Annotated in this window: 20 protein-coding genes; 11 read left to right on the forward strand and 9 right to left on the reverse strand. The window is 60.0% G+C overall.

Going from position 1 to position 16,901, the window contains the following annotated elements:
- Positions 1–74: 74 nt before the first annotated feature.
- Both FHT85_RS10060 and FHT85_RS10065 read left to right on the forward strand, forming a co-directional pair.
- On the forward strand, positions 75–347 hold the full coding sequence (locus tag FHT85_RS10060) for a YlcI/YnfO family protein (RefSeq protein ID WP_112398260.1): 273 nt from the start codon (positions 75–77) through the stop codon (positions 345–347).
- The gene (locus tag FHT85_RS10065) at positions 344–643 is read left to right on the forward strand and encodes a type II toxin-antitoxin system RelE/ParE family toxin (protein ID WP_112398259.1); all 300 of its coding nucleotides are present in this window, start codon (positions 344–346) and stop codon (positions 641–643) included. The genes FHT85_RS10060 and FHT85_RS10065 overlap by 4 nt, the downstream gene beginning before the upstream one ends.
- A 12-nt stretch (positions 644–655) precedes the next feature.
- Here the strand turns inward: FHT85_RS10065 and betA are convergent, their stop codons facing one another.
- The 4 genes from betA to betI form a co-directional block, all read right to left on the reverse strand.
- The gene (betA, locus tag FHT85_RS10070; protein ID WP_112398284.1) at positions 656–2,305 is read right to left on the reverse strand and encodes a choline dehydrogenase; all 1,650 of its coding nucleotides are present in this window, start codon (positions 2,303–2,305) and stop codon (positions 656–658) included.
- A gap of 166 nt (positions 2,306–2,471) precedes the next feature.
- Complete coding sequence (gene betB / locus FHT85_RS10075; RefSeq protein ID WP_112412400.1) at positions 2,472–3,935, reverse strand: betaine-aldehyde dehydrogenase; 1,464 nt, start codon at positions 3,933–3,935, stop codon at positions 2,472–2,474.
- Positions 3,935–4,576 carry a glutathione S-transferase family protein gene (locus FHT85_RS10080; RefSeq protein WP_112412399.1) on the reverse strand — a complete coding sequence of 214 codons (642 nt, stop codon included), beginning with the start codon at positions 4,574–4,576 and terminating at the stop codon, positions 3,935–3,937. Before FHT85_RS10080 ends, betB begins: the two co-directional genes overlap by 1 nt.
- Before the next feature lie 5 nt (positions 4,577–4,581).
- A complete protein-coding gene (gene betI, locus FHT85_RS10085) occupies positions 4,582–5,169 on the reverse strand; it encodes a transcriptional regulator BetI (protein WP_112412398.1) in 588 nt (195 codons plus the stop codon).
- Positions 5,170–5,323: 154 nt separating this feature from the next.
- Between betI and FHT85_RS10090 the strand changes: the two genes are divergently transcribed.
- The 4 genes from FHT85_RS10090 to FHT85_RS10105 all read left to right on the forward strand — a co-directional run bounded on the left by FHT85_RS10090 (position 5,324) and on the right by FHT85_RS10105 (position 9,443).
- Positions 5,324–5,872 (forward strand): HdeD family acid-resistance protein, encoded by a 549-nt coding sequence (locus FHT85_RS10090; RefSeq protein ID WP_112335553.1) that lies wholly within the window; start codon positions 5,324–5,326, stop codon positions 5,870–5,872.
- Between the two features lie 226 nt (positions 5,873–6,098).
- Positions 6,099–6,356 carry a type II toxin-antitoxin system ParD family antitoxin gene (locus FHT85_RS10095; protein ID WP_112398257.1) on the forward strand — a complete coding sequence of 86 codons (258 nt, stop codon included), beginning with the start codon at positions 6,099–6,101 and terminating at the stop codon, positions 6,354–6,356.
- A 203-nt stretch (positions 6,357–6,559) separates the two neighbouring features.
- Positions 6,560–8,365: a GGDEF domain-containing protein gene (locus FHT85_RS10100; RefSeq protein ID WP_112412397.1), complete on the forward strand. Its 1,806-nt coding sequence runs from the start codon at positions 6,560–6,562 to the stop codon at positions 8,363–8,365.
- Positions 8,366–8,444: 79 nt separating this feature from the next.
- On the forward strand, positions 8,445–9,443 hold the full coding sequence (locus FHT85_RS10105) for an NAD(P)H-quinone oxidoreductase (RefSeq protein ID WP_112412396.1): 999 nt from the start codon (positions 8,445–8,447) through the stop codon (positions 9,441–9,443).
- On the opposite strand, the gene FHT85_RS10110 is transcribed toward FHT85_RS10105, so the two are convergent.
- Positions 9,424–10,848 (reverse strand): MFS transporter, encoded by a 1,425-nt coding sequence (locus FHT85_RS10110; RefSeq protein ID WP_112412395.1) that lies wholly within the window; start codon positions 10,846–10,848, stop codon positions 9,424–9,426. The genes FHT85_RS10105 and FHT85_RS10110 overlap by 20 nt on opposite strands.
- Before the next feature lie 100 nt (positions 10,849–10,948).
- On the opposite strand from FHT85_RS10110, the gene FHT85_RS10115 reads away from it, so the two are divergent.
- Together FHT85_RS10115 and FHT85_RS10120 are read left to right on the forward strand one after the other, a co-directional pair.
- A complete protein-coding gene (locus FHT85_RS10115; protein WP_112412394.1) occupies positions 10,949–11,575 on the forward strand; it encodes a helix-turn-helix transcriptional regulator in 627 nt (208 codons plus the stop codon).
- 100 nt (positions 11,576–11,675) lie between these two features.
- Complete coding sequence (locus tag FHT85_RS10120; protein ID WP_112412393.1) at positions 11,676–12,683, forward strand: asparaginase; 1,008 nt, start codon at positions 11,676–11,678, stop codon at positions 12,681–12,683.
- A gap of 13 nt (positions 12,684–12,696) precedes the next feature.
- Here FHT85_RS10120 and FHT85_RS10125 read toward each other — a convergent pair whose 3' ends face one another.
- Both FHT85_RS10125 and FHT85_RS10130 read right to left on the reverse strand, forming a co-directional pair.
- A complete protein-coding gene (locus tag FHT85_RS10125) occupies positions 12,697–13,185 on the reverse strand; it encodes a DUF2127 domain-containing protein (RefSeq protein ID WP_112335560.1) in 489 nt (162 codons plus the stop codon).
- Positions 13,186–13,264: 79 nt separating this feature from the next.
- Positions 13,265–14,020, reverse strand: coding sequence for a DeoR/GlpR family DNA-binding transcription regulator (locus FHT85_RS10130; RefSeq protein WP_112412478.1), 756 nt, complete (start codon positions 14,018–14,020; stop codon positions 13,265–13,267).
- Between the two features lie 126 nt (positions 14,021–14,146).
- Between FHT85_RS10130 and FHT85_RS10135 the strand changes: the two genes are divergently transcribed.
- Both FHT85_RS10135 and FHT85_RS10140 read left to right on the forward strand, forming a co-directional pair.
- A complete protein-coding gene (locus FHT85_RS10135) occupies positions 14,147–14,503 on the forward strand; it encodes a DUF4406 domain-containing protein (protein ID WP_112412392.1) in 357 nt (118 codons plus the stop codon).
- Between the two features lie 153 nt (positions 14,504–14,656).
- A complete protein-coding gene (locus FHT85_RS10140) occupies positions 14,657–15,277 on the forward strand; it encodes a glutathione S-transferase family protein (protein ID WP_112412391.1) in 621 nt (206 codons plus the stop codon).
- Positions 15,278–15,281: 4 nt separating this feature from the next.
- Here the strand turns inward: FHT85_RS10140 and FHT85_RS10145 are convergent, their stop codons facing one another.
- Complete coding sequence (locus FHT85_RS10145; RefSeq protein WP_112412390.1) at positions 15,282–15,638, reverse strand: MmcQ/YjbR family DNA-binding protein; 357 nt, start codon at positions 15,636–15,638, stop codon at positions 15,282–15,284.
- 28 nt (positions 15,639–15,666) lie between these two features.
- On the reverse strand, positions 15,667–15,852 hold the full coding sequence (locus FHT85_RS10150) for a hypothetical protein (protein WP_112335563.1): 186 nt from the start codon (positions 15,850–15,852) through the stop codon (positions 15,667–15,669).
- 150 nt (positions 15,853–16,002) lie between these two features.
- Here FHT85_RS10150 and FHT85_RS10155 point away from each other — a divergent pair, with 150 nt between their 5' ends.
- The gene (locus FHT85_RS10155) at positions 16,003–16,899 is read left to right on the forward strand and encodes a LysR substrate-binding domain-containing protein (RefSeq protein ID WP_112412389.1); all 897 of its coding nucleotides are present in this window, start codon (positions 16,003–16,005) and stop codon (positions 16,897–16,899) included.
- Positions 16,900–16,901: the final 2 nt, after the last annotated feature.

Here is a 16,901-nt window from a genome sequence, read left to right on the forward strand (position 1 = left end):
GCTTAATCCACGTGTTGACCGTTTCGAGCGATCGAATAGAATGTATCGCAATTGCAATGCGAAGGAGTCGGTGAATGAAATCCGCTTCCATTCCTCCCTTGAGGGTCGATCCCGCCTTACGCGCCGCTGCTGAAAGCGTGCTGCGAGAAGGTGAGACCTTGTCCGCATTTGTGGAAAGTTCGCTGCGTGCGCAGATTGAACACCGCCGAACGAAGTCTGAATTCATTGCTCGCGGTCTTGCTGCGCGAGAGGATGCGAAAAAGACCGGCATGTATCACAGCGCTGACGACGTACTTGGCATGCTGAAGGGCAAGCTTGAAGCCGCCAAAGCTTCCAAGCACAAATGACATTTGCCGTACGCTACTCCCAAGGCGCGCTCGAAGATCTCGAACGGCTGTATGATTATCTGCTTTTGAGAGATATCGAGCTTGCGGAAAAAGCCTATCACGCCATCGTCAAGGCAACGGAATTTCTGGAGAATTTTCCATTCAGTTGCCGCAAGGTGTTGACTGACAACGCATTTCTCCGCGAACTCGTCATCGCTTTCGGCTCTTCCGGTTATGTCGCTTTATTCGAGATCGAAGACAGCGAGACGATAACGATATTGGCGATCAGGCATCAGCGCGAAGAAGACTATCACTGATACCTGCCCACCTTACCGATCGCTCGTCTCCCACCGCGGATTGACCCAGGGCTCCTGGTTCGAACGCGCCAGCCGCGGCTTGCCGAGAATGTGGTCGGCCGCCTTCTCACCGGTCATGATCGAAGGCCCGTTCAGATTGCCGTAGGTGACGTGCGGGAAGATCGAGCTGTCGGCGACGCGCAGGCCGTCAATGCCGATGACGCGGGTATCGGGATCGACCACCGCCATTGGATCATCCTTCGAGCCCATCTTGCAGGTGCCGCAGGGATGATAGGCGCTTTCCAGGTGCTCGCGGAGGAAGGCGTCGATCTGATCGTCGGTCTGAATATTCGCCCCCGGCTGGATTTCCGTGCCCCGGTACTCGTCGAAGACCTTCTGCCCGAAGATCTCGCGGGTGAGGCGAACGCAGTGGCGGAATTTTTCCCAGTCTTCCGGATGGCTCATATAGTTGAAGCGGATCACCGGATCGGCCTTCGGGTCGGAGGAGCGCAGCGTGACGTTCCCACGCGATTTCGACAGGTTGTAGCCGACATGCACCTGGAAGCCGTGGCTCTTGGCCGCCGCCTTGCCGTCATAGCTGATGGCGACAGGCAGGAAGTGGTACTGGATATCCGGCTGCTTGACGCCGGGTGCCGAGCGCAGGAAGGCGCAGGCTTCGAACTGGTTCGAGGTGCCAAGGCCTTTCTTGAAGAACAACCACTGCGCACCGGCAATCCCCTGCATATACCAGGGTAGCCAGGAATAGAGTGACACCGGCTTCAGGCTGGTCTGCTGGAAATAGAATTCCATATGGTCCTGCAAATTGGCGCCGACGCCCGGCCGGTCGACTTTCACCTCGATGCCCATCTCTTGCAGATGCTGCCCAGGCCCGATGCCGGACAGCATCAGCAGCTTCGGCGAATTGAACGAGGAGGCGGAGATGATGACCTCGCGGTTCGCGCGGATCATCTCGATCTTGCCATTGCGCTCGACTTCGACGCCGGTCGCGCGGCCGTTTTCTATGACGATCTTGCGGGCAAAGCAGCGGATGAGATTGACGTTCGACCGCTTCAGGGCAGGTTTGAGATAGGCTGTCGCCGCAGACCAGCGCCGGCCCATCCAGGTCGTCTGCTCCATCAGGCCGAAGCCTTCCTGCTTGCTGCCATTATAATCCTCCGTCGCCTCGAAACCCGCCTGCTTGCCGGCTTCGATGAAGGCGTGGAAGAGCGGGTTGCGGGCATCGCCCCGGCGCACATGCAGCGGGCCATCCTTGCCGCGCCAGCCCTCTTCGCCGCCATGCGAATGCTCCATCCGCTTGAAGTAGGGCAGCACATCGGCATAGGCCCAACCTTGGGCGCCCAGCTCTTCCCAGCGATTGAAGTCTTCCGCATGACCGCGCACATAGACCATGCCGTTAATCGAGGACGAGCCGCCGATCACCTTGCCGCGCGGGGCGGTGATGCGGCGGTTGTTGAGTTGCGGCTCAGGCTCGGAGAGATAGCCCCAATTGTAGCGGTCCATGCTCATCGGCCAGGCAAGTGCTGCCGGCATCTGGATGAACGGCCCGAAATCACTGCCGCCGAATTCCAGGACGATGACCGAATGTTTGCCATCCTCTGACAGGCGATAAGCCATGGCGGAGCCAGCCGAGCCCGAGCCGACGATGACGAAATCTGCTTGCATGACCATGTGCTCCAAGTGGTAAGGGGCGTAAATCGAGGCGGTTCTGCACCCTCCCCTTGAGGGGGAGGGTCGGCCGCAGGCCGGGGTGGGGTGATTGCTGCTACACGCGCTGCGGCTGGTCACCCCACCCGCCGCTAAGCGGCGACTCCTCAAAGGGGGAGGTGGATCAATAAGGCGCCTGTACCGGCCCCATGCCGACATAGACGGTCTTCAATTCCGAATAATGCTCCAGCGCCGCCAGCGAATTCTCGCGGCCGAAGCCGGATTGCTTGGAGCCGCCGAAGGGAATTTCGACTGGGCAAAGATTGTAGGTGTTGATCCAGAGCGTGCCGGCCTCCAGCTGATCGACCACGCGGTGGGCGCGGGTGAGATCGGCGGTGAAGACGCCGCCGGAGAGGCCGAATTCGGTCGCATTGGCGCGGGCGATCACCTCGGCCTCGTCATCGAAGTCGAGCACGCACATGACCGGTCCGAAAATCTCCTCGCGGGCGATCGTCATGTCGTCGGTGACGTCGGCAAAAACGGTCGGCTGGATGTAATAGCCTTCACCGGAGACATTGTTCGGGATGCCGCCGCCGGTCAGCAGTGTTGCGCCCTCAGTCTTGCCCTTTTCGATGTAAGAAAGCACCTTTTCGCGCTGCGCCCAGGACACCATCGGGCCGATCTGCGTTGCCTCGTCCATCGGATCGCCGATAAGCATGGCTTCGGTGCGAGCCTTCAGGCGCTCCAGGAATTCGGACTTGATCTTGCGGTTGACGAAAACGCGGGTGCCGTTGGAGCAGACCTGGCCCGTCGAATAGAAGTTGCCGAGCATCGCGCCGCCGATGGCGCTGTCGATATCGGCATCGTCGAAGACGATCAGCGGCGACTTGCCGCCGAGCTCCATGGTGACATGCTTGAGATTGCTGGCGGCCGAAGCCGCCACCTTGCGGCCGGTCGGCACCGAGCCCGTCAGCGATACCTTCGCCACGTCGGGATGGTTGATGAGCAGCGGCCCTGTTTCGCGGTCTCCCTGGATGACATTGTAGAGGCCCTTCGGCAGACCGGCCTCGATGAGGATTTCAGCGATCTTGAGAGCGCCGAGCGGCGTGTTTTCCGATGGCTTGAACACCATGGCGTTGCCGGCGACGAGGGCCGGCGCACCCTTCCAGCAGGCGATCTGCTGCGGGTAGTTCCATGCGCCGATGCCGGCGCAGACGCCGAGCGGCACGCGCTTGGTATAGGCGAAATCGCCGCCGAGCGGGATATAGGAGCCGTTGAGACCGGCCGCCGCGATGCCGCCGAAGAATTCGAAGCTGTCTGCGCCCGAAGTCGGGTCGGCGACAATGGTTTCCTGGATCGGCTTGCCGGTATCCAGCGTCTCCAGTTCGGAAAGCTCGCGATTACGCTCGCGCATGATCTCGGCTGCTCGCTTCAGGATGCGACCGCGCGCCGTCGGGCTCATGGCTGCCCATTCGGGCTGCGCCCGCTTTGCGGCCGCGATCGCCTTTTCGACGATGGCAGGCGTTGCCGCGTGCAGGCGGGCGATCACCTCGCCGGTCGCCGGATAGATGCTTTCGATAAGAGTGCCGTCGGTGTCCTCGACATATTCCCCGTCGATGAAATGCGAGGCTTTCGGTTGTGCGCGCATTATAGAACCCTCAGTTCTTCATAGGACACCATGACATGCTCTTGAAAAGCAGGTCGTTCGGTGAGGTTTTCATAGTATCGCTCAAGCCGTGGATGGGCAGGGCGCTGGATATCGATGTCGAAATAGCGATAGAGAACGTGCCCGAACTGGATGTCGGCCAACGTCAGATTATCGCCCGTAAGGAAGCGATGCCGTCCGAACTGCGACTCGGCGATGTCAAGCTTCGCACCGAGTGCTGCAACAGCCGCAACGATCGCCTTCTCGTCCTTGAGAGCAGGGGCCGTGCGCACCACGCGCCAGAAGATCGGGCCGGTGAAACCCTGGGCAATGTTGATCTTGGCCCACTCAGCCCATTTGTCGATCTGAGCGCGATGGCGCGCATCCTTCGGCCAGAAGGCATCATCGCCAAATTGTGTGGCGAGGTAACGCAGGATGGCGCCCGTTTCCCAGAGCGGCTCGTCATCACCGTCGCGCAGCACCGGTACGGTGCCGTTCGGGTTCATCGCCAAGAATTCAGGCGTGTCGTTGATACCATAGGTAAAGCCCGCATCGACGCGCTCATAGGCAAGACCGAGCTCGCCGATACACCACATCAGCGCCTGTACATTCGATGACGATTTGCGGCCCCAGACGGTCAGCATGGTCTTCAGCCTTTCAACGCGTTGAGATGGGTCGTCAGATAGCCTTCGGTCAGCGCGATCGACGCTTCGGTGCTGATCGGCGCCGATTTGAGGCTCTGACGAATATAGAGCCCGTCGATCATTGCAGCTGCACCCTCGGCGATGCGCCCTGCGTCGCTGGCTGGGCACAGGGCCTTGAGGTTGGCGACGAGGTTCGAATGCAGCCGTCTCGCGTAGATGACGAGAAAGCGCCGCGTCTCTTCCGAACGCTGCGCCTCGGCATAGAAGGCGAGCCATGCCGCGATCGTTTCCGGCGCAAACTGGTCGGCCTGGAAACTGACGCGGATGACGGCGGAAAGCTTTTCGCGGGGTGTCGTGGCGGCCCGAAGCGCCGTCACGACGCTGTCGCGCAGCCGCTGTAGATGGACGCGCACGGTTTCGATCAGCAGCTGTTCCTTGCTGCCGAAATAATGATGCGCAAGGGCGGGGGAAACGCCGGCCTGCTTGGCGATTTCGGACATGGTGACGGTCAGCGAGCCGTGATCGCCGATCACGCGCATTGCAGCATCCACCAGCGCCTTTCGGCGCACCGGTTGCATTCCGACTTTCGGCATTGCGTCAATCTCCAAGACTGAAGATGAGTGTATTTTTGATTGACTGATCAATCAATAAAAAAATCACGTGACCAGCCCTCCCTCAGGAAAAATCCGCAACCTCTTTCCGCAAAGCATTTCTGTGCCATAATTCCGAAGAGGAGGAGGTGCAGTCATGGTCGATATTCTTGATGAAGTTCCCCCATCCGCGATGCGCGACAAATGGGGATGGTTCCTCGGGCTCGGGATCTTGCTGCTGATCTGCGGCGGCATTGCCCTTGGCAATCTGTTCATCGCCACCGTCGCTTCGGTCTATTATGTCGGCATGCTGATGCTGATCGGCGGCATCGTGCATCTGGCCCATGCCTTTCAGGTAAGGGGCTGGGAGCACATTTTGTTTTGGGTTCTCAGCGGCCTGCTCTATACGGTTGCCGGCGTGCTTGCCTTCGCCAATCCACTATTGGCGTCGGAAGCCTTGACGCTATTCCTCGCCATCGCACTGCTCATTGCCGGCACGTTTCGCGTCTGGGTGGGCCGCAAGTTGAAGCCGGAGCGTGGTTGGGTCTGGATTGTCATCAGCGGCCTTGCAACCGCCGCCGCTGGCATTGCCATTGCAGTTGGCTGGCCGGTCAACAGCCTCTGGATTCTTGGCCTTTTCCTGGCCTTTGACCTGATTTTCCAAGGATGGACGCTGGTGGCCTTCGGCCTTGTGCTTAGGCGGTAGGGCACCACCCGAAAGGGGTAACGGACTGCTACTTTTTGACAAGGAGCGTGAGCGGCGTTACTCTTACCGCCTCTGCCATGTCGGGCAGACCGGCGTTGCGTTGATGTAACGACAGTATCTTCATCCGAAATGCGTGTGTCGACAGACATGCGTGAAGAAACTGGTCAAAGCCGCGGAACATGCTTCCAGACAAATTTCCGCGTAACGACGTCAAGGGAGGAATATCATGCCGATGGTAACGGTTTCCATCTCTCCGCTTCAGGCTGCGGGCATCCGGGCAGCGGTCGATACCGGCACTTATGCCTCGAGCAGCGAAGTCGTGCGGGAAGCCCTGCGCATGTGGGATGCAGCCCGCAGGCGCGGCGACATTTGCGATGTGCCTCATGCCGCCAACGATGGCGGGGAGACGGCAAAGAGCGGCCGCTGCGTTGCCGATATGTTTGCCGACTACGAGGCGGAGCAGCACTCGAGCAATCAGCACTGAACCTCCTCATCACGGCAGCCTCTTGGCTGCCGTATGCCGGGTCTGCGGCCCGACAAATGGTTAATATTGCTTTACCATTCATGAAACTTTCACATAGGGGAAAGGTTTCGTTGACGCTTTATGACGCATCCTCGGCCGAAAATGCGGTAAACCCAAAGTTTTACTCAAATAAATTAGATTAGAATCCGCAAGTGGAGATGGGCATGTCCCTGACTGCCGCAGCCGAACCGGGCGTCTTGCGCCGATACGCCAGCGATCAGATCGTTACTCTCGCCAAACTCGTGATCGAAAATGCATTTCAGCCGATCGTGGAGGCCGGCACGGGCGCCGTTTTCGGCTATGAATCCCTCATGCGCGGCCAGGAGCGCATTGGTTTCGACAGCCCGGTCGATATCCTCGACGAGGCCGAGCGCAACGGCCAGCTTCTTGGGCTCGAGCAGATGGTCAGCAGCCGCGCGCTTGCGAAGTTTGCCACTCTCCCTAATATGGTTGCCGCTACGCTTTTCCTCAACCTGGATGTCCGGTTGATCCCGCAGGGCGCCGCCTTGGTCGATGGCCTGCTGCAGCATATGAGAAAGGCCGGCATCGCCCCTTCCTTTGTTTGCTTCGAATTCTCGGAACGTTTCGACAATACCCTCGTGCCGGAGTTTTCGACGCTGGTTGCCAAGATGCGCGATGCCGGTTTCAAGCTCGCCATCGACGACTTCGGCGTCGGCCACGGCGAAATGAAACTGCTGTCCGATTATCCGGTCGACTATCTGAAGATCGACCGGCATTTCATCGTCGATATCGATCGCAGCGCCCGCAAGCGCCATATCCTTCGAAATCTCGTCAACATCGCCCATGTCCTCGGTACGCGCGTCATCGCCGAAGGCATAGAGACCGAGGCGGAATTCCTGACCTGCCGCGAATTCGGCGTCGATCTCGTCCAGGGCTGGTTCATTGCCCGCCCGACCGTACTGATCAACGAGTTGAAGCCGAGCTTTCCGCATTTGCAGGATCTCGGCAAGACGGCGCGCAACAGCCAGTCGCTCGATGAAATCCTAATCCGCAAGCAGATTGAAGTGCTGCCGACCATCCGCGAGAGCGACAGCATCGACAGCGTCTTCGAGCTCTTTCGCCGCAATCCGCGCCGAGCTTATTTCCCGGTCGTGAATGCCAATGACGAGCCGCGCGGGATCATCCACGAATACCAGCTGAAGGAATATATCTATCAGCCCTTCGGCCGCGACCTTTTGAAGAACAAGGTTTATAAACGGTCGATCTCGCATTTCATTGAAATGGCGCCGATCGTCGGCCTTGATTCCGATGCCGAGACGCTGATGACGATCTTCGCCAATATGGAAAGCAGCGATTGCCTGATCGTCACCGAAGGCACGCATTATGCGGGCATCGTCTCCGCTGCCTCTCTCATCAAGGTCATCAACGAAAAGCAGCTGAAGATTGCCCAGGACCAGAACCCCTTGACCGGCCTTCCCGGCAACAGGGCGATCCATGATTTCATGCAGAGCGCCGGCCGCGATGGTGATGAAGTCAGGCATTTCTGCTATTGCGACTTCGATAATTTCAAGCCGTTCAACGATGCCTATGGTTTCCATCTCGGCGACCATGCCATTTCGCTATTTGCCGCATTGATGCGCCGCTATTTCTTTGCCGAGCGCCATTTCCTCGGTCATGTCGGCGGCGACGATTTCTTCATCGGTGTCACCGGCTGGAGCATGCAGGAGCTGCGCGAAGTTCTGGACCGGCTGCTTGCCGATTTCCATGCTGACGTGCTCGATCTTTACTCGGCCGAAGATCGTGCCGCAGGCCGCATTCGCGGCCACGACCGCGCCGGCGCCGAGGCCGAGTTCCCGCTGATGCGCTGCTCGATCGGTATCCTGCAGCTGGCGGAGGGACTGGTGATCGACAATATCAATCGCGTCAGCACCTCCATCGCCGGGATCAAGACCAAGGCGAAGGAAAGCACTGCCGGCGTCGCATTCCTCGGTCTGGCCGAGACGAATTGACGCCTTTCCGCCGTGCCATCTTTTCAAGCGCGCTGCGCTAAACTATCTCCACTGCTTTGCTGGGAGAGGAGATTGCGCCATGCCCTTGCCGTCTGAAATGCGTTTCGTGGATTTGCCATCCTTTGGCGGACCTGAAGTCATGACCATCGCCCGAAAGCCCCTTCCGGTGTTGAAGCCAGGCGAGATCCTGGTCCGCGTCGAGGCTGCCGGCGTCAACCGGCCGGATGTGGCGCAACGGCAGGGGATCTATCCGCCGCCGAAGGAAGCAAGCCCGATCCTCGGTCTCGAAATATCCGGCGAGGTCGTCGATGTCGCGCCTGGCGTGACCGAATTTGCCATCGGCAACAAGGTCTGCGGCCTAGCCAATGGCGGCGGCTATGCCGAATATTGCGTGCTTCCCTCCGGCCAGGCGCTGCGCTTCCCGAACGGTTATGACGCCGTCCGCGCGGCCGCCGTCCCCGAGACCTTCTTCACCGTATGGGCCAATCTCTTCCAGATGGCGGGGCTGACCGAAGGCGAAAGCGTATTGATCCACGGCGGCTCCAGCGGCATCGGCACGACGGCGATCCAGCTTGCCCACGCTTTCGGTGCGACGGTCTATGCGACCGCCGGGTCGAAGGAAAAATGCGAGGCCTGCGAGAAGCTCGGCGCCAAGCGGGCGATCAATTATAAAGAGGAAGATTTCGCCGAGGTCATCAAGGCCGAGACGGAACATGGCGTCGATATCATTCTCGACATGATCGGCGCCGCCTATCTGGAGAAGAACCTCGCCTCGCTTGCCCGTGACGGCTGCCTTTCCATCATTGCCTTCCTTGGCGGCGCGGTGGCGGAGAAGGCCAACCTTGCGCCGATCATGGTCAAGCGCCTGACGGTGACCGGATCGACTATGCGTCCACGCACGGCTGAGGAAAAGCGAGCCATTCGCGACGACCTTCTTTCCCAGGTCTGGCCGCTGCTCGACCAGGGCACCGTCGCCCCGGTCATTTATCGGACCTTCTCTTTCGACGATGTGGTCGAGGCGCATCGGTTGATGGAGACCAGCGACCACATCGGCAAGATCATGCTGAAGCTGGCTTGATCGTCAGCGACAGGGCGACGGCGATGAGGCCAGGTATCGCCATCAGCGCATAGAGCCACATTGCTGCAGAGAGGCCGCCGCTGATACCGCCAGGATATGTCAGGCCCGCTCCATTGACGATGACGCCTGCGAGCGCTGCACCGAATGCGCCGCCCAGCGACTGCGTCATAGAGATCGCGGCCGAGGCCTTGTCCTGTTCGGTCCTGCGGGCGATGCCGATGATCCTGGTCACAAGATGCGCCCAGCCGAGACCGACGCCGAATCCCATCAGGAACATCGTGATGACGGCGGGCGCAAATCTGGCGACGGTATCAAAAGGCGTGTTCGTTGCCAGGAAGGGGATCAGTGATGCGGTCGCGGCCGTTTCCAAAATGCAGCCGCTGATGATGGCAATGGCGGCCTGCCTACCGGAAAAAGAGGCGCTGAAGAAGGCCGCTATGGTCCAGCCCAATGCGACGAGCGCAACGAGATAACCGGAGACGAGCGGCGTGACGCCATGCAGGGTTTGCAGGAAGTAGGGGATATAGATGTCGCTCGTCAACACGAGCATCATCGTGAATATCGTCAGATAGAGCCGCGCGATGGGGTTGCTGAGCATGACGGCGCCATAGGGCAGAAGGCGCACTTCGCTCTTGCGCTCTATCAGCACCATCGTTGCGACGAGTACGATCGAAGCTGCGATCAGCATCGTCTTGTAGGATCCATGTTCGATCGTCCCGGCGATGCTGACGAATAGAACTGCGGCAAGCAAAAGTATGATCTGGATGAGCGGCGTTCTGGTGTCGATCCGATCGTCCGCGACGTCGGGCAGCAGCCAGCGCCCCGAGAGCGCCATGAGAACAGCCACCGGCACAAGGATGAGAAAGGCCTCCCGCCAGGCGCTCCCTGCGGCGAAGAGGCCGCCAAGCGTCGGCCCGAGTACGGTCGCTACACCCCAGATGGCAGCGTAGAGCGTAGAGGCCCTGCGCCACAGAGGTTCAGGATAGATGAAACGAATGAAAGCGTAGGCGAGGCCGGACAGCATGCCTGAGCCGTACCCCTGAACGGCGCGACCGATCAGCAGCACAGGCATGGTCGGCGCGATGGCGCAAGCGAGGCTGCCGACGCCGAAGATGAGCGCCGCGGCAACATAGACGGCACGCAAGCCTATTCCCTTCGGCCGGGTCGCAACAGTGATCGAGCCGAGAACGCCTGCGGCGACGAAAAGCGTCGTCATCCAGGAGAACAATTCGAGGCCGCCGATGTCGCGGACGATCGAGGGGGCAATCGTGGCGGTGATGTAGGATTCGACGGCATAAAGCGTGACCCCGCCGCCAAGCATCAGAGTCGCAGGCAGAAGTCTTGGCGAGAACAGCGTGAAGATGGAGGCTGATTTGACGGGAGCGGTGTTTTCGATGCTGGACATCGGGCGATCCTCGGTATTTTCCCTAGCGGTTGATTATTTTCCAAGTTATAATTTGGAAAATTACATCCTTGTCGGATTAAAACAAGAGAAAACTTGGAAAATGCGCCAGTCACCCGCTAATCGAATTCTGATCCTGTTGAAAACCGACGGGCCGCAACTGGCAGCCGCCGTCGGTGATGTGCTCGGCATATCGTCGGAGGCGGCACGCCAGCAGCTGACGAAGATGGCTGAGGAGGGGTTGGTCGAGCCGGTGGCGGAGGCTGCCGCCGGCAGAGGCAGGCCGCGCCAGTTCTGGCATCTGACGGCGGCCGGCAACAGGCAATTTCCCGATGGCCATGCCGATCTGACCGCCACCCTGCTTGCGACCATGGTCAGCCAATTGGGGCAGGGTGCCGTCGATACGGTCATCTCGGCACGTGAAACAGAGACGCTTCGGCGCTATCGAAGCGAAATCGACCTTTCAGCCGATCTGCCGTCGCGCGTCGCAAACCTCGCCGCCATCCGCACGCGGGAAGGCTATATGGCCGATCACTGGCAGGATAAGGATGGCTCGCTGGTGCTGGTGGAGAACCATTGCCCCATTTGTGCTGCCGCATCTGCCTGCGCCGGCTTCTGCCGATCTGAGCTGGAGACTTTCCGCATGGTGCTTGGTGCTGATGTCGAACGGGAGGAGCATATCCTGCTCGGTGCCCGGCGTTGCGCCTACAGGATCCGAGACACAGCCTGAGAGATCCCTTTTTGATGTTGCCCGCCGGCATCGGCGATTGGCAATTCCGGGGGCGGCGGCTATTACTGGCCGTCTAGCAAATCAAAGGCTGCGTCTCCTCATGTCCAATCCCGTCTGCGTCGAAGTCACCCGTGGCAATCTGGTTGAGAGCCGCCATCGCGGTTCCGTCGTTGTGGTCGATGGCGATGGGAAGCTGGTTTTCTCGCTCGGCGATATCGAAAGCGGCGTCTTTCCACGCTCGGCCTGCAAGGCGATGCAGGCCCTGCCGTTGGTCGAAAGCGGTGCCGCGGATGCCTATGGTTTCGGTCATAAGGAATTGGCGCTCGCCTGCTCATCCCACAATGGCGAGGATGAGCATGTGGCGCTCGCCGCCTCCATGCTGGCGCGCGCCGGCCGCGATGTCGGCACGCTCGAATGCGGCGCACATTGGTCTTTCGATCAGAAGACATTGATTCATCAGGTCCGCGCCATCGACAAGCCGACGGCGCTGCACAACAATTGTTCCGGCAAGCATGCCGGCTTCGTCTGCGCCTGCTGCCATCAGGACATCGATCCCAAGGGCTATGTCGGTTATGACCACCCGCTGCAGCAGCAGATCCGCGAGACGATGCAGAGCCTGACCGGCGCTGTTCTGGCGCACGACAATTGCGGCACGGACGGCTGCTCGATCCCGACCTATGCCGTGCCGCTCAAGGGGCTGGCGCATGGTTTTGCCAGGATGGCGACCGGCGCCGGTCTGGAGCCGCTGCGCGCCAAGGCATCACGCCGGCTGTTCGAGGCCTGCATGGCCGAGCCCTTCTACGTCGCCGGCACCGACCGCGCCTGCACCAAGCTGATGCAGATCGCTCCCGGCCGCATCTTCGCCAAGACCGGCGCCGAGGGCGTGTTTTGCGCCGCCATCCCCGAGCAGGGTATTGCCATCGCGATCAAATGCGACGACGGCACCACTCGCGCGGCGGAAGTCATGGTGGCCGCAACATTGGCCCGCTTCTTCGAGAAGGACGGCCCTGTCCATGCCGGCCTGATGGCGATGGCCGACCGATCCTTTAAGAACTGGAACGGCATCCAGGTCGGTAATATCAGACCGGCAGCGGCGTTGGGGGCATAGCTTACTCCTCGCCTCAGCCGCTCGTTTTACGAGCCGGTACATGGTGCCGGACGACCTTGTATTCCTGCCAGATAAGAACCATGACCACGAGGTCGAAGATGGTGAGGATGATGAGCCCGATACCGTGCGTGTCGGTGAAGCGGTAAAGCTGGTAGGCGATGAAAAGCCCCAAGGCGGCAAGCGATGCCGGATAGGCCCACATCTTGCCCCGGAGCAGGCCGATGACCAGCAGCACCTTAACCAGCCCATGGCTCAAGAGGTAATAGGCATAGAAATTCTTCGTACCGACCGAGAAATCCTGCGCCCACGTGAGCAGATGGGTCGCGATAAAGTCATGCGGGTCGTTGAGCAGCTCGGGCTGCGTGATCCGGTTCGCCAGCCGAAGGATCGACTCGGTGCTGACGAGCGCCAGCACTATGCCGCCGAGGCATTCGATCACGGCATGCGCGCCCTTCAACAGGACGCTGATTTCAAAAAGCTGGTGAATGCGGCGTTCGTTCATGGGTGATCGTAACCTGTGGCGTATATGGAGGTAGGCCCGATCGGCGATGGCGGCAAGGTGGACAGATGCAGCGTTGGCCTCAGGCCAGGAAGATCGGCATCTCGGCATGCCGGTAGGGCGCCAGGCTTTCCTCCGGAACATCCGATGATACGATCAGACCGGAAACGCCGTGCAAGGGCAGGATCTGGCATGGCGAGGCAGCGTCGAGCTTCTCGGTCGTCGATAATACGTAGGTTTCCGCCGAGCATTGCGCGATATGCCGCTTGATGGCCGCTTCCTCGAAATCGCCGGTCGAAAAGCCGCGGGCGGGATGGATGGCGGTGACGCCCAGAAAGAAAATGTCGGCCCTTATCGATGCGACGGCCGCCATGGCGACGGCACCCGTCGCGACCATCGAATGCTTGTAGAGCTTGCCGCCGATCAGGATTACTTCGGCCAGTCGATGATGCTCCAGCTCGCCTGCGATCGTCGGGCTGTGGGTGACGATGGTGACGGGGAGATCCTTCGGGAGCTGGCGGGCGATCTCGGCATTGGTGGTGCCGCCATCGAGAAACACGGTCTGGCCCGGCTGGATCATGGTGACCGCATGCGCACCGAGCCGGCGCTTCTCATCGGATGAGACCGTCTGTCGCGCAGTAAAATCGGGCAGCTCCGGTGACAGCGGCAGTGCGCCGCCATGCACCCGCTTCAGCAATCTTTCCGTCGCCATTTCCCGCAGATCCCTACGGATCGTATCTTCGGATAGCCCGAGATCATCGGCCAATGCCTTGGCGATTACCTGGCCGTCGCGGCGCAATCTGTCGAGGATGAGGGTTTTCCGTTGGCTGGTCAGCATGCCGATCTCTGCACGATATATCACGAATAATCGTGAATTTATCAGAATCGATTCGACATTCAAGAAAATATGCGCATATTCGTGCAAATTCCTGCAGCAAGCAGGAGCTAAAAACGGAGACAAGACATGTTGATCCTGATCGCGGGGCCTTATCGCTCCGGCACTGGTGATGATCCGAAGAAGATGGCTGAAAACCTCAAACGCCTTGAGGAGCCGTCCTACGCACTGTTCAAGGCTGGGCATCTGCCGATGATCGGCGAATGGGTTGCCCTGCCGGTCTGGCACGCCGCCGGCGGCAAGAGCATCGGCGACGATCTCTATGAGGAGATTTTCCACCCAACGGCCGGCCGCCTGTTGCAGCTTTGCGAGGGCGTTTTGAGATTGCCCGGTGATTCCAAGGGCGCCGACAATGATGTCCGTATTGCCGGCGAGCGCGGCATTCCCGTCTGGTACAGGCTGGAAGACGTGCCCGGCTGCGCCTGAGATCGACCGCCCATCCCCATTGAGCCAGCCAATGGGGATGGGCATACCGGCCCGACCGATCAAAACCTTTTGTAGCGCCCATCAGCGTCAGCCACTTCCGTATCGGCCGGGTTCGCTCTAGCTTCCTCACGGACTTCAATCGAGGAACGGAACATGCTGACATTCTATTTCGCGCCCGGAAGCTGCGCGCTCGCCAGTCTCATCGCTCTGGAAGAATCTGGTCTCGCCTACGAGCGCCGTCGCCTCAACCTTGCCAATGGCGATCAGCGTCAGCCGGATTATTTGGCCATCAATCCCAAAGGTCGCGTTCCGGCCCTGGTGACCGATCGCGGCGTCCTCACCGAGAATATCGCGATCATGGCCTACATCGCCCAGATCGTGCCGGCCGCGAAGCTGGCACCGCTCGACGACCCCTTCGAATTCGCGCAGATGCAATCCTTCAACAGCTACATCGTCTCCACCGTTCATGTGAACCATTCGCACAAGGGGCGCGGCTACCGCTGGACCGACGATGCGGCGGCCATCGAGACGATGAAGGCCAAGGTGCCGCAGACCATGACCGAAAGCTTCGCGCTGATCGAAGACAAGATGCTGAAGGGTCCCTGGGTAATGGGAGAGCAATATACCGTCGCAGACGGCTACCTCTTCACCATGGAGAAGTGGCTGCCGGGAGACGGTGTCGATATCAAGCAGTTCCCCAAGGTCAACGCGCATTATCACCGCATGCTCGAGCGCCCGGCCGTTCAGAAGGCGCTTGCCATCGAACAGGCCTGATCGATCAGCTGAATGTTGCCAGAAGTTTTTTCGGGGCGCGGTATCGCCACGCCTCGATCAGGCGCAGCTCCAGTTCCTCGTCGCCGATTGCTTTGATCCGCAGCGGCAGGGAGGGCCAGCCGACGTAGTGATCCGTCTGGTAGTAGATCTCCGGCGCCATTTCCATCAGCTGCTCCTTCCGGTCGATCGGCAGCGACAGCACGATGGTCTCGTTGTTCTTGACGGTCACGAACGCCTTGCCACCGACTTTGAAGGCCGGCAGGCCGTAATGCAGGCCAGGTTCGACCTCGGGCAGCCGGGCTTGCGCCACCAGCCGCTGCAGTCGCTCCGCTATGGCGTCCATGCCTACGTTCGATGTCATGCGCGTTTGAGTGCAATAATTATCTCTCTCACGCGCATTCTTCCGGCTGAATGGTCCGCTTGTCCATAGGCCGCCCCAGATTTTCCGGCATCAGCGGCAGATCGGCCAGTTCTTCCAGCGACATGGCCGCAAGCATGGGATGCTGCAACGGATCGCTGTCCGGTTTGCGATCCTCTTCGAGAAGATGACTGAAGAAAAGCTTCAAGATCGACATGGTATGCCTCCTTGGATGCTCGCATCGATGCAACCATGAGGGCATCAGCTGAGCAAGCGGCGACGGTCTTCAATTTCATGGTGCGATAATCGCGCGAGCATGCGCTCAATGCAATTGAGAATGCGGAGATACTGATATAGATATTCTATAATGAGAAACCTCAACAACGTTCATCTGAATGGCTTGCGCGCCCTTGAGGCGGTCGGGCGGCTCGGTTCGCTGCAGGCGGCCGCCGACGAACTCGGTGTAACGGTCGGTGCGGTCAGCCAACAGGTCATCAAGGCGGAGGCGCAGCTCGGTCGGTCGCTGTTCGAGCGAACTCCAAAAGGCATGATGGCCATGGCATCGGGGCTGGCGATATTGACGAGGCTTAACGAGGGCTTCCAAGCGCTTACGGCCGCAGTCGCCCTTGCGCAGCACGAGGATGAGAATATCCTTACGATTTCGGTCGCGCCGGTCTTTGCGGCCCGCTGGCTGGTCTATCGGCTGGACCGCTTCGCCAGCCGCCACCCGGATATCCGTTTACGCATCGATGCCACCACGCGCCTGATCAATCCGGCGACATCGGATGTAGATATCGGCATCCGGGTCGGCAGCGGGCAATGGTCCGGCGTCAAGTCTGAGCTGCTTTTGGCGCAGGAAGTGTTCCCGGTCGTCACGCCGCAGATCGCCGCCACGCTCCGGGAGCCCGCCGATCTTCTGAAAGTCCCTGCCGTCATCGATGGACATGCGATGTTCGGCTGGGAGGTCTGGCTGCGCAAGGTGGGACTATCGGGCCATTGCATGGAAGAGCGGCACATCTTCAACGACGCGTCGCTCTGTCTGGATGCGGCCATAGCAGGGCAGGGGGTGATGCTCGCCTGGCAGACGCTGGCTGGCTATGCTCTGCAGCAGAAATGCCTCGTCGATCCCTTCGGTATCCGCGTAAAGACGGGCTTCGGCCATTATTTCGTCACCGCCCCCGGCGTGCGGGAGCCGAAGAAGGTGACCGCCTTCAAGGCCTGGATTCGCGAGGAGATGGAAGAGAGCATGCGTCTCTTCCGATAGGG

This window comes from Rhizobium sp. BK312 (assembly GCF_014193605.1).
Taxonomy (GTDB): Bacteria; Pseudomonadota; Alphaproteobacteria; order Rhizobiales; family Rhizobiaceae; genus Rhizobium.

Bases quoted from the DNA above. Each gene is read 5' to 3' on its own strand.
- FHT85_RS10060 (WP_112398260.1), top strand. From the start codon at position 75: ATGAAATCCGCTTCCATTCCTCCCTTGAGGGTCGATCCCGCCTTACGC.
- FHT85_RS10065 (WP_112398259.1), top strand. From the start codon at position 344: ATGACATTTGCCGTACGCTACTCCCAAGGCGCGCTCGAAGATCTCGAA.
- betA (WP_112398284.1), bottom strand. From the start codon at position 2,305: ATGCAAGCAGATTTCGTCATCGTCGGCTCGGGCTCGGCTGGCTCCGCC.
- betB (WP_112412400.1), bottom strand. From the start codon at position 3,935: ATGCGCGCACAACCGAAAGCCTCGCATTTCATCGACGGGGAATATGTC.
- FHT85_RS10080 (WP_112412399.1), bottom strand. From the start codon at position 4,576: ATGCTGACCGTCTGGGGCCGCAAATCGTCATCGAATGTACAGGCGCTG.
- betI (WP_112412398.1), bottom strand. From the start codon at position 5,169: ATGCCGAAAGTCGGAATGCAACCGGTGCGCCGAAAGGCGCTGGTGGAT.
- FHT85_RS10090 (WP_112335553.1), top strand. From the start codon at position 5,324: ATGGTCGATATTCTTGATGAAGTTCCCCCATCCGCGATGCGCGACAAA.
- FHT85_RS10095 (WP_112398257.1), top strand. From the start codon at position 6,099: ATGCCGATGGTAACGGTTTCCATCTCTCCGCTTCAGGCTGCGGGCATC.
- FHT85_RS10100 (WP_112412397.1), top strand. From the start codon at position 6,560: ATGTCCCTGACTGCCGCAGCCGAACCGGGCGTCTTGCGCCGATACGCC.
- FHT85_RS10105 (WP_112412396.1), top strand. From the start codon at position 8,445: ATGCCCTTGCCGTCTGAAATGCGTTTCGTGGATTTGCCATCCTTTGGC.
- FHT85_RS10110 (WP_112412395.1), bottom strand. From the start codon at position 10,848: ATGTCCAGCATCGAAAACACCGCTCCCGTCAAATCAGCCTCCATCTTC.
- FHT85_RS10115 (WP_112412394.1), top strand. From the start codon at position 10,949: ATGCGCCAGTCACCCGCTAATCGAATTCTGATCCTGTTGAAAACCGAC.
- FHT85_RS10120 (WP_112412393.1), top strand. From the start codon at position 11,676: ATGTCCAATCCCGTCTGCGTCGAAGTCACCCGTGGCAATCTGGTTGAG.
- FHT85_RS10125 (WP_112335560.1), bottom strand. From the start codon at position 13,185: ATGAACGAACGCCGCATTCACCAGCTTTTTGAAATCAGCGTCCTGTTG.
- FHT85_RS10130 (WP_112412478.1), bottom strand. From the start codon at position 14,020: ATGCTGACCAGCCAACGGAAAACCCTCATCCTCGACAGATTGCGCCGC.
- FHT85_RS10135 (WP_112412392.1), top strand. From the start codon at position 14,147: ATGTTGATCCTGATCGCGGGGCCTTATCGCTCCGGCACTGGTGATGAT.
- FHT85_RS10140 (WP_112412391.1), top strand. From the start codon at position 14,657: ATGCTGACATTCTATTTCGCGCCCGGAAGCTGCGCGCTCGCCAGTCTC.
- FHT85_RS10145 (WP_112412390.1), bottom strand. From the start codon at position 15,638: ATGACATCGAACGTAGGCATGGACGCCATAGCGGAGCGACTGCAGCGG.
- FHT85_RS10150 (WP_112335563.1), bottom strand. From the start codon at position 15,852: ATGTCGATCTTGAAGCTTTTCTTCAGTCATCTTCTCGAAGAGGATCGC.
- FHT85_RS10155 (WP_112412389.1), top strand. From the start codon at position 16,003: ATGAGAAACCTCAACAACGTTCATCTGAATGGCTTGCGCGCCCTTGAG.